The following is a 10,054-nucleotide window of genomic DNA, read 5'->3' on the forward strand; positions in this document are numbered from 1 at the left end:
CTCCGGGGCCGGGGTGCCCTGCTGCGGGGTGCCGGGCAGGAAGCGGCGCAGCACCTTGGCGGCGACCTCGGCGAACGGCTGCGGGGAGCGGGCGGCGCCGCCCGGCTCGGGCTCGCCCTCCGGGTCGCCCCCGGACGGGGGGACGGGGGTGAGCCGGCCGCCGGTCAGCTGGGCGAGGGCGAGCGCCGGGAAGTTGGGGCCGCCCTTGCCGAACCTGGCCTCCACGTACGCCGAGCAGTGCTTGAGGACCAGCATGGCCTCGTCCTGGCCGAGGGAGCGCAGCAGTTCCTCCTGCACCCCGTCGGCGAACTCGTACCACAGGCCGTCCGCCCCGGTGCCGTCACCGGCGCGCCGCAGCAGACCGCTGAGCAGCACCTCGGAGAGTTCGGCCGGGCCGGTGCCGGGCAGCATGGTGCGCTGTATGAGCTGCATGACCGGCAGGAACAGCGGGGCGGCGGCGAGGTGCACGGCGAGCCGGGTGGCGCCGGGCGAGGCGGTGGCGCGGAACCTCGCGATCAGTTCGGTGGCGGGCCGGGACCGGCTGCCGGGGCGCGCCGGGGGCGCGGCGGGCTGGTCGGGACGTACCCAGCCGACGGCGGCCGGCACCGCCGCCGCGCTGCCGCCGGACAGCAGCCGCGCCCAGGCGCCGAGGGCGGCGGGGGTGGGCGGCAGGACCGGTACGGGGGCGGCGCCGGGCGGCGGCCGGTGGCCGGGGTCGTCGGGGGTGAAGCCGAGGCGGGCGCCGGCGGCCGGGCCCTCGGCGCGGCGCAGCGCGCCGTGGCTGGCGGGCAGCCGGGTCCTGGCCCACAGCCGGGCGGGCAGCGGCTGGACGACGGCGGTCGGCGCGTACCGGCCGAGGCGGTGCAGCAGCCGGTGGGCGGCGCCGTCGCGCCACAGCGGGCCGACGCAGTCGCTGACCACGACGGTCAGCCGGCGGCCGGTGGGGTCCAGCAGCCGGCGGGCGGGGCGCAGTACGGCGTCCTGGCTCTCCGGGTCGGTGTCGAAGTGGCCGCTCACCCCGATGGAGCCGTCCGGCAGGGCGTGCAGGTAGTGGACCTGGATGTCGCGGAAGGCGCCGATGCGGCCGAAGACGTCGGCGAGTTCGCCCAGGAGCCGCTGCCACACCCGCATGGCGGAGGTGGTGTCCATCAGGAGCTGGAGTTCGAGATCGCGGCGGCCGGTGGGGCGGAAGGCGGGGAGCAGCAGTCCGCCGGCCCGGGCGGTGTTCTCGGCGGTGCGGGCCTCGTCCAGGGTGAGCCGGTCCGGTCCCGCGGGCGGCGGGGCGGCGGGGCGGCAGCGCTGGAGGGGGCGCAGGGCGCGTTCGAGTTCGAGGAGGGAGGGGAGGGCTCTGGCCTCGGGCACGCCGACGCGCAGGGCGTCGGCGGGGGCCGGCGGGTCCTGGGCGGGGGTCACGGCGTGGTCGGGGTAGAGCGGCACGGGCTCATCATCCCGGTAGGCCCGGCGCGCGGTGCGATTTCCGGCCTCCGGCGCGGGACCACCGGGGGCGGGTTCCGGGCCGGTGCCGAACCGGTGGCGGCGGCCCGGGGCGGGGGTGGTGTCGGGCGGCGCGGGGCCGTCGCCGCCGGACGGGCCGGGGGTGGCCGGCTGTCCGGGGGTCAGGTGCCCGGCCAGCCACAGCGCCTCGGCCAGTTCCCGGGAGCCGGGTTCGAGACCGGCCTGCCGCAGCCCGTCGATCAGTTCGGCCAGCTGATCGCGGCGGCCGGTGGCCCGCTTGTCCCCCATGCCGTCACCTCGGCCGGTCGAGGCGCTGGATGAGCAGGTCGGCGAGCCGGTCGCGGGTCGGCTGCTCGGCGTGGTGGGTGAGGTAGATGGCGTTCAGCAGCTGGTCGGTGGCCAGCTGTTCGGTGCGGGAGCGCTCCAGGAAGCGGGTGATGATGTCGTCGCCGAGGTGGGCGAGCCGGTCGCCGAGCTGGGCGCGCACCACGGAGGCGAGCCGCTCGTGGTCGGGCTTGGTCAGCTCCAGGTGGATGCAGCGGCGCAGCAGGGCGGCGGGGAAGTCGCGTTCGCCGTTGCTGGTGAGGACCACGAACGGGAAGGCGTTGCAGCGCACCCGGCCGTCGCGCACGGTGACCTTGACGCCGTCGTCGTTCAGCACCTCCACCTCGGGTTCGCGGTCGGCGACCCGCTCCAGTTCGGGGATGGCGTACCAGCCCTCCTCCAGGACGTTGAGGAGGTCGTTGGGCAGGTCGATGTCGCTCTTGTCGAGTTCGTCGATGAGCAGCACCCGGGGGGTGGCGGTGGGCAGCAGCGCGGTGCCGAGCGGGCCGAGCCGCAGATAACTGCCGATCCCGCCGACACGCGGGGCGGGGACACCGGCGGCGCGGCTGCCGGCGGCGATCTGGGTGTCCTGGAGGCGGGCGATGGCGTCGTAGTGGTAGAGGCCGTCGCCGAGGGTGGTGCGGCTGACGATGGGCCAGTGCAGGACCCGGCCGAGGCCGAGTTCGTGGGCGACGGCGTGCGCGAGGGTGCTCTTGCCGGTGCCAGGACTGCCGGTGACCAGCAGCGGGCGGCGCAGATACAGCGCGGCGTTGATGATCTCCAGTTCCTCGGCGCTGGGCCGGTGCATCTCGGCGAGGTGCCGGTAGGTGCCGAGCCTGCGGGTGGAGGAGCTGTCGGTGTCGGGGCCCGGCGCGACCAGCGGCCGGCCGTCGAAGTCGCGCCACGGCGGCGGCTTCGGCAGGGCCCGGATGCGGTCGTGCGGCTCACCGGCTCCCCGGTAGATCAGCCATTCGCGTTCGGGGTCCGGAGTGGAGTCGGTGGCGGCCACGGCACTCTCCTCGTCACTGTCACTCGGTCGGCCAGGTGCTGTGCGGTGGGGGCGGCCCCGTGGCGGGCGGTCGCCGCTCACGGGATCTCCAGGGGCTCGTCGTACCCGGCGGCGTGGCCCGGGTCGGCGTACAGGAGGGCGAGCCCCCGTGACCATTCGGCCTCGGGTGCCTCGGCGGCGGCCTGGGCGCGCAGCCGCCACACGGCGGTGGGCAGCGCGCCGGCCCGGCGTACGCCGGTGACCGTGCGGGTCACCTGGCCGTGGAAGTCGGTGCAGGTGAGTTCGCGGGCGGAGATCTCGCGGCGCCACAGCACGACGTCGTAGCCGGCGTCGAGGACGTGGCGCAGGGCTTCGGGGTCGCCGCCGGGGACGCCGGTGCGGCAGAGCACCGGCACCGTCTCCGGGGGCCGGCCGCCGAGTGCGGCGGGGGTGGGGAGCGGGGCGGGGTGGTTGTCGGCGCAGTCGAGGAGGTCGGGGCGCATCGGCCCGGTGTGCAGCGCGGTCCAGCGGGTGTGCCGGGGCAGGCCCCTTTCGTGGCCCGGGTCCTGGCCGGGGGCGGGGCCGGGCCCCGGGCGGTCGGCGCGGCGGACGACGACGGGGCGCTGTTCGCCCAGTTGGGGGCCGTCGTGGGGCAGCCGCCACTCGTCGACGGGGAAGCCGAGCAGGGCGTAGGGCAGGGAGACCTGGAGCGGGACGGGGCGGCCCGGTTCGTCGCCGCGCCGGAACGCCTCGGTGAGCACGGCGCGCAGCCGTGGTGAGGGCTCGCCGGGGCCGAGGACGCGGTCCTCGCCGTCGATGGGGGTGCGTTCGCCGGTGGGTCCGGTGACGCACACCCGCCAGTCGTAGCGGCTGCGTTCCCAGCCCTGCTGGGTGATCTCCAGCAGGACGTACGGGCGCGGGGCGTCGTCGGCGGGGTCGGGCAGCGCGGTGGCGGCGGCGTCGGCCGGGCCGAGGGCGGGCCAGGGGTCGTGCTGCCAGGCGCGGCGGGCGGCGAGCCGCTCGGTCCACTCCTCGCGCAGCCGGCGGCGGGACCAGCGGTCGAGTTCGGCGCCGGCGGCGGTGGAGCTGATCCAGTCCCACAGCCGGCGTTCGCTGCCGCGGGGGGCGGGGTAGGGGCGGTCGGCGGTGGCGGCGTGCACGGCGTAGCGCAGGACGGCGTCGAGTTCGCGCACGCCGGGGCGGGGGTCGTAGAGCATGCCGAGGCCGTCGCGCCAGCCGCGGGGGGCGGGGAGTATCCCGTCGTAGCGGCGGCCGGTGAGCTGGGCGATGATCTCGTCAAGACGGGCGGTGGAGAGCGGGGGCGGCAGTTCGGCGAGGAGGCCGAGGAGTTCGGCGCGCCTACCGGCGGTGAGGGCGCGGCGGGCGGTGGCGCGCAGCGGGCCCTGGATGTCGGTCCAGGTGTCGCGGGTGGTCTCGTCGTCGCGATGCCGCTGGGCGTGGTAGCGGTCATGGGCGTGCATGACGTGCTGGTAGGTGTCCTCGGTCTCGGCGGCGACCGTGCCGGTGGGCGGGGCGATCCGGCGTAACTGGACGATGGAGGTGGCGAGTCCGCCGTCGCGGCCGGCCGAGCGGGAGGCTTTGACGACGCCGATGACCTCGCCCCGGGCGAGGTCCACGACGGGGCCGCCGGAGACGCCGTGCGGGATCTCGTCCTGGTTGCCGAGCTTGAGCCAGCCGTCGGTGCCGTACTGGCCGGTGACGGTGCAGCGGCCGTCGACGGGGCCGACCGGGCTGCTGGAGCCGGCGAGCCGGCCCCAGCCGAAGAAGTAGACGTCTTCGAGGGTGAAGCGCGCGGTGCGTTCGCTGAGCCAGACGCAGGGGTGGGGCGGCGGGTTGAGCACCCGGACGAGGGCGAGGTCCGGCCCCGGCCAGATGTCGCCGGGCGGGCTGTGCTCGGGCTGGGCCCATTCGACGAGGCCGCGCACGGTGTGCGTGACGGTGGCCCCGCCGTCGCCCGTCTCCTCGAAGCTCAGGCCCACTTCGCGCTTGCCTCCCTCGTCTCTTCCCCCGCGAAGTGCGACGTGGGCGCAGGTGAGCACCCATCCCGGGGCGACGAAGAAGCCGCTGCCCCAGGGTGTCGCGCCGGACACGCCCTCGGCATACCCCTCGGGCGCGGCATGGATGCGTACGGTGGCGGAGCTGAGGAGCCGGAACAGGGTCTCGATGTGGGGTACGTCCTCGCCCTGTGCGCCCCCCGTGCCCTCGTAGGGGCTCATGCGGCCTCCCCCTGGCGCTGGCCCGGTGGGGCGGGCGCGGGGTCGGGGGCGGCGGGCGGGGAGCCCTGCCAGGTGAGGGTGACGGTGAGGGACCCCTTGGTCTCGCCGTCGGCGAGCAGGCCGACGATCCTCCCGGCGCGGGCGGTGAGTTCGACGCCGAAGGTGACGCTCACCTCGTCGGGGCGCACGCCGCGCAGCCCTTCGGCGAGGGAGGCGGCGACGCCGCCGATCAGGCCGCGCAGGCTGTCGAGTCGGGCGACGGCGGCGTCGGCGATGCCGGTGTCGACGTAGCCGCCGGGGGCGGTGGGGCGGTGCAGTTCCTCGATGCCGGAGACGCGGGCGAGGACGGGGGTGCCGTCCGGCAGGCTGATCTCGGTGATGCCCTTGCTCATCGAGGTCCCCCGTGGTCGCTCGCGACTGCTGGTGCCTTGCAGGTTAGCGGGCACCACCGACAGGCGCGAGTGGCTTGGGGAAGCCCGCCTATCCTGGTGGTTTCGTTCGGTTTTCTCTTCATTCTTTTTCCGACGGGAGCAGGCGTGTACTTCACGGACCGGGGCATCGAGGAGCTGGAGCGGCGGCGCGGCGAGGAGGAGGTCACCCTCGCGTGGCTGGCCGAGCAGCTGCGGGTGTTCACCGATCTCAACCCGGACTTCGAGGTGCCGGTGGAGCGGCTCGCGACGTGGCTGGCGCGGCTGGACGACGAGGACGAGGACTGAGAAGGGTGACCTGTCGCGACAGGTCTTGACTTCCCCCCAACGCGATATATCGTGTCCTGAGAAGCGACACGATATATCGTCGTGCGCCAGGAGCACGGAGGAGGACCCATGGCCGCCACGTCCCGGTGGGAGGTCTCAGGACCGCAGACCCTCACCTTCGAGGAGCACCCCGTCCGCGAGCTGCGCGTCCGCCTCGTCGGCGGCGCGGTCAACGTGGTGGGGACGAGCGACCCCACCGCCGAGGTGGAGATCGCCGAGGTGACGGGGGAGCCGCTGGTGGTCGAGCGCGCGGGCGGGCGGCTGACGGTCGGCTACGAGGACCTGCCCTGGCAGAGCTTCCTCAAGGGCTGGCCCAAGCGCCCGCGCCGGCTGATGAAGCGCGCGGCCGTGGTGTCGATCAGAGTCCCCGCGGACTGCCGGCTCTCCGTCGGCGCCGTGAGCGCGTCGGCCGTGGTCAGCGGCATCCGCGCGGACGCGGAGGTGCGCGGGGTCACCGGGCAGACCACGCTGGTGGGCCTGGCCGGCGCGGTCACCGCCGACACCGTCTCGGGGCACGTGGAGGCCCAGTCGCTCGGCGGCCCGCTGACCTTCACCTCGGTCTCGGGCGGGCTCACGGTGGTGGAGGGCCGCGGCCCCGCCCTGCACGCCGACACGGTCAGCGGCGAACTGGCCCTGGACCTCCTGCCGTCCGGCGACGTCGCCGATCTCGCGCTCACCTCGGTCTCGGGCGACGTGGCGCTGCGGCTGCCCGCGACGATCGGCCTCACCGTCGCCGGCAACACCGTCGGCGGGGCCGTCTCCAGCGCCTTCCCCGAGCTGGCGGTCCACGGTCCCTGGGGCCCCAAGCAGCTCACCGGCGTCCTCGGCTCCGGCGCCGGACGGCTGACGTGCAGCACCGTCTCCGGAGGCATCACCGTGCTGCGCCGCCCGCCCGCCGCCCACGAGCAGGACGCCTCCCCCGCTCCCGCCTCCGCCTTCCCCGCGTAAAGGACCCCGCCATGCCCCCCGTCTTCGGTCACGGCCGCCTGCGGCTGTACCTGCTCAAGCTGCTCGACGAATCACCCCGGCACGGATACGAGGTCATCCGCCTCCTGGAGGAACGATTCCACGGCCGGTACGCGCCCTCCGCCGGCACGGTCTACCCCAGGCTGGCGAAGCTGGCGGCGGAGGGGCTGGTCACCCACACCGACGAGGGAGGCCGCAAGGTCTACTCCCTGACGGCCGAGGGCCGCCGCGAGCTGGCCGCCAGAGCCGACGAACTGGCGGCACTGGAGCGGGAGATCAACGCCTCGCTCACCGCACTGGCCAACGGCATCCGGGAGGACGTCAGCGGCTCCGCGCACGATCTGCGCCAGGAGATGCGCCAGGCCGCCGCCCAGGCACGCGGCGGCGCGGCGGGCCGGCGCGACGAGGCCCGCCGGGCGAAGGACGAGGCCCGCCGGGCCCGCCAGGAGGCGAAGCAGGCCCGCGAGGAGGTCCGCACCGAGTTCGAGCAGGCGGCCCAGCGGCTCCAGGAGCAGGTCCGCTCGCACGCCGCCGCGGGCGACTGGCAGGGCGCGGTCCGGGTCGGCCTGGACGGCCTCAGCCACGGCCTGAGCGGCTGGGGCCCCGGCGTGTACGCCCCGTACGTCCCCTGGATGGGCGGCCACGAGCAGCCCGCCGGGCCCGCCCCCGAGCACACCCCCGGCGACCGGGCGGACGCCGAGACCTCGGCGGAGGCCGCCCGCGAACTGGAACGCCTGCTGGACCGCTTCCGCGACGACATCCGCGACGCGGCCCGCGACCACGGCGTCACCCCCGCCCAGCTCACCACCGCCCGCGACCGCCTGGCGGCCACGGCCGCCGAGGTCCTGTCCCTGCTGCGCAGGGAGGACGCCCGGCAGGACGCTCCGTGAGCGCTGCCCCGCGTCCCAGGGGCGCAGTGACACACAGCGGATCGTCGGGGCCGGGGAGGTCGGCGCGCCCGGTGACATCGCCGAGGCGCTGGGAATCACCGCAGGCACGACCGTGGTGGAGAGACGCCGGGAGATCTGCCTCGACGGCCGCGCGGTGGAGCTGACCCGGACCTACTTCCCCGTCGGCATCGCGCGGGGAACCGCGCTGGCCACGACGCGCAAGATCCGTGGTGGCGTGGTGGCTCTCCTCAGCGACCTCGGACATGCCCCGCACGTGGTGCGGGAGGAAGTCCATGCCGAGGAGCGCGCCACCCTGGAGCTCGGGCCGTCTGAGCCCGTGCTGCACCTGCTGCGCCACACCCTGGACCGCGACGGGCTGATCTTCCAGGTGGATGTGTCGGTTTTCGCCGCGTCCACCCAACGGCTGAGCTACGAGCTGAAGGTCGGCTGACACGTCCGGTGAAGCGGATGACCGAAGCAGGGACACGGGTGTGCCCCCTGCTGAGCTCTTGGCTCGATGGGGAGCATGAGTCAAAACTCATGGTTGAGCTGGGGCCCACGAGATGTTCCCGTGGGCCCCGGCTGTTGAAGCTACCTGTGCCTGCTCATCAAGGCGATGATGGCGTCGATGTCATCTCCCTGCACCGGGTCGTCGGCGACCTTGTTGGGCCGGACGAATCCGCAGGCGATGCAGCGGTGGACGAGCACGAGACCTTTGCGACGACGATGTTCGACATGCTGTGGACGCATCATCCCGTGGCAGGCCGAGGCCCGGTCGCCGGGGTGGATGTCGACGTGCTTGGAGCACAAGCACGTCGGGCAGTGGTTCCGATAGCTCCCATTGCTCAGCGGCACCACGCTCGTCCCGCAGTTCTCGCAGGTGAAGCCCTGGTTCTGGGCGGTTCTGCTGATGGCTCTGCCTCCGGATCGAAGAAGGGATCTTCAATCGGGAGTGCAGGGTTCCGTTCGGTTCTCACTGTCCGCCCGCAGTACGCGGCCGGGCAGTTCCCAGGCTCGTTGCGGGCGAGGGACCAGTTCACCGCCTGTTCCCCCTCGTCAGGGGTCGGCGATTACTTCCGCTTCCTGCTTCACCGGGGCGTCTCTCAGCCGCCGGATCCGGACCTCGACCGGGTTTGCATGGATTGTCCCGGTCACTGTCAGCCGAGCCTCCTCAGCTGCCAGCGGTAGGTGTCGTCCCGCTCTCACTGGCGTCGGCCTCGTCCCCTGGATCAGAGCGTGGCCGTGACCGTCCCGCGTGGTCGGTGCATTACCCCTCCTCTCCCCTGGTGCCGACAGCCCTTCGCCGATCAGAGCATGGATGGGCAGCGACCACAACCCGATTCCGGCTGGTCAGGCTGCGGTGACCTCCGACTGCACAGGGACGCCGTTCTCGAACCCGGAGCCGGTTCGCACGAAGGCGACGGAATGACCACCATCAGCGTCATGCAGATCGTCCATTGACGTCCCACCCGCCGTTCGACAGCGGGGAGTTGGACCGGGCGCCCGCGCAGCGAGGGATGCGGTGCGCGGGCGCCCGGGGTTTCAGGAGGCGTCGGCCAGCGACGCCCGGGCGGCCTCCGCGACGGCCTCCGCCGTGAAGCCGTATTCGCGGAAGAGCGTGGCCCCGTCCGCCGAGGCGCCGAAGTGTTCCAGCGAGACGATCCGGCCCGCGTCACCGGTGTAGCGGTGCCAGGTCAGGGCGACCCCGGCCTCCACCGCGACCCGGGCGCGGACCGCCGGGGGCAGGACCGCGTCCCGGTAGGACCGGTCCTGCTCCTCGAACCACTCCACGCACGGCATCGACACCACGCGGGTGGGGATGCCCTCGGCCTGGAGCAGGTCGCGGGCAGCGACCGCCAGCTGGACCTCGGAGCCGGTGGCGATCAGCACCGCCTGCGGTGTGCCACCGGTCGCTTCGGTGTGGATGTAGCCACCGCGCGCCGCGTCCTCGTTCGGCGCGTACACCGGCAGGCCCTGCCGGCTGAGGGCGAGGCCGTGCGGGGTGCCCCGGCGCAGTGCCTCGCGCCAGGCGATCGCCGTCTCGTGGGCGTCCGCCGGGCGGACCACGTTCAGGCCGGGGATGGCCCGCAACGAGGCGAGGTGTTCCACCGGCTGGTGGGTGGGGCCGTCCTCGCCGAGGCCGATCGAGTCGTGCGTCCACACATAGGTGACCGGCAGGCCCATCAGCGCCGACATCCGCACCGCGTTGCGCATGTAGTCGGAGAACACCAGGAAGGTGCCGCCGTACACGCGGGTGTTGCCGTGCAGGGCGATGCCGTTGAGCCCGGCCGCCATGGCGTGTTCGCGGATGCCGAAGTGGATGGTGCGCCCGTACGGGTCGGCCTCCGGCAGCGGGTTGCCCTCGGGGAGGAAGGACGAACCGGCGTCGATGGTGGTGTTGTTGGAGCCGGCCAGGTCGGCCGAGCCGCCCCACAGCTC

Annotated in this window: 9 protein-coding genes and 1 pseudogene; 4 read left to right on the forward strand and 6 right to left on the reverse strand. The window is 74.3% G+C overall.

Annotated features, from left to right (window positions below; translation table 11 throughout):
• From ACFV5N_RS18950 to ACFV5N_RS18965, 4 genes are all read right to left on the reverse strand, one after another.
• Positions 1-1,743 (reverse strand): SAV_2336 N-terminal domain-related protein (locus ACFV5N_RS18950; protein ID WP_385600979.1); only part of this gene is annotated, 1,743 nt, incomplete at its 3' end.
• Positions 1,744-1,747: 4 nt separating this feature from the next.
• Positions 1,748-2,788: an AAA family ATPase gene (locus ACFV5N_RS18955; protein ID WP_385600982.1), complete on the reverse strand. Its 1,041-nt coding sequence runs from the start codon at positions 2,786-2,788 to the stop codon at positions 1,748-1,750.
• Positions 2,789-2,865: 77 nt separating this feature from the next.
• Positions 2,866-5,004 (reverse strand): trypsin-like peptidase domain-containing protein, encoded by a 2,139-nt coding sequence (locus ACFV5N_RS18960; protein ID WP_385600985.1) that lies wholly within the window; start codon positions 5,002-5,004, stop codon positions 2,866-2,868.
• Positions 5,001-5,396 (reverse strand): CU044_2847 family protein, encoded by a 396-nt coding sequence (locus tag ACFV5N_RS18965; protein WP_385600988.1) that lies wholly within the window; start codon positions 5,394-5,396, stop codon positions 5,001-5,003. Before ACFV5N_RS18965 ends, ACFV5N_RS18960 begins: the two co-directional genes overlap by 4 nt.
• Before the next feature lie 144 nt (positions 5,397-5,540).
• On the opposite strand from ACFV5N_RS18965, the gene ACFV5N_RS18970 reads away from it, so the two are divergent.
• The 4 genes and pseudogenes from ACFV5N_RS18970 to ACFV5N_RS18985 form a co-directional block, all read left to right on the forward strand.
• Positions 5,541-5,720, forward strand: coding sequence for a DUF6104 family protein (locus ACFV5N_RS18970; protein ID WP_385600991.1), 180 nt, complete (start codon positions 5,541-5,543; stop codon positions 5,718-5,720).
• A 108-nt stretch (positions 5,721-5,828) separates the two neighbouring features.
• Positions 5,829-6,707: a DUF4097 domain-containing protein gene (locus ACFV5N_RS18975; RefSeq protein WP_385600994.1), complete on the forward strand. Its 879-nt coding sequence runs from the start codon at positions 5,829-5,831 to the stop codon at positions 6,705-6,707.
• A gap of 11 nt (positions 6,708-6,718) precedes the next feature.
• Positions 6,719-7,615 carry a PadR family transcriptional regulator gene (locus tag ACFV5N_RS18980; RefSeq protein WP_385600996.1) on the forward strand — a complete coding sequence of 299 codons (897 nt, stop codon included), beginning with the start codon at positions 6,719-6,721 and terminating at the stop codon, positions 7,613-7,615.
• A 28-nt stretch (positions 7,616-7,643) separates the two neighbouring features.
• Positions 7,644-8,066: pseudogene (locus ACFV5N_RS18985) on the forward strand (UTRA domain-containing protein); the annotation flags it as partial.
• Between the two features lie 140 nt (positions 8,067-8,206).
• Here the strand turns inward: ACFV5N_RS18985 and ACFV5N_RS18990 are convergent.
• Positions 8,207-8,527, reverse strand: a complete 321-nt coding sequence (locus ACFV5N_RS18990; RefSeq protein ID WP_385601002.1) for an RNHCP domain-containing protein — start codon at positions 8,525-8,527, stop codon at positions 8,207-8,209.
• Positions 8,528-9,157: 630 nt separating this feature from the next.
• Positions 9,158-10,054, reverse strand: an 897-nt coding sequence (locus tag ACFV5N_RS18995; RefSeq protein ID WP_385600999.1) for a transketolase C-terminal domain-containing protein, incomplete at its 5' end; no start/stop codon positions are given.

The sequence above is a fragment of the Streptomyces sp. NPDC059853 genome (assembly GCF_042731495.1).
In the GTDB taxonomy this organism is placed as follows: domain Bacteria; phylum Actinomycetota; class Actinomycetes; order Streptomycetales; family Streptomycetaceae; genus Streptomyces.

What these genes read in the sequence shown, in the direction of transcription:
- ACFV5N_RS18975 (WP_385600994.1), top strand. Translation starts at nt 5,829, where the DNA reads ATGGCCGCCACGTCCCGGTGGGAGGTCTCAGGACCGCAGACCCTCACC.
- ACFV5N_RS18965 (WP_385600988.1), bottom strand. Translation starts at nt 5,396, where the DNA reads ATGAGCAAGGGCATCACCGAGATCAGCCTGCCGGACGGCACCCCCGTC.
- ACFV5N_RS18980 (WP_385600996.1), top strand. Translation starts at nt 6,719, where the DNA reads ATGCCCCCCGTCTTCGGTCACGGCCGCCTGCGGCTGTACCTGCTCAAG.
- ACFV5N_RS18960 (WP_385600985.1), bottom strand. Translation starts at nt 5,004, where the DNA reads ATGAGCCCCTACGAGGGCACGGGGGGCGCACAGGGCGAGGACGTACCC.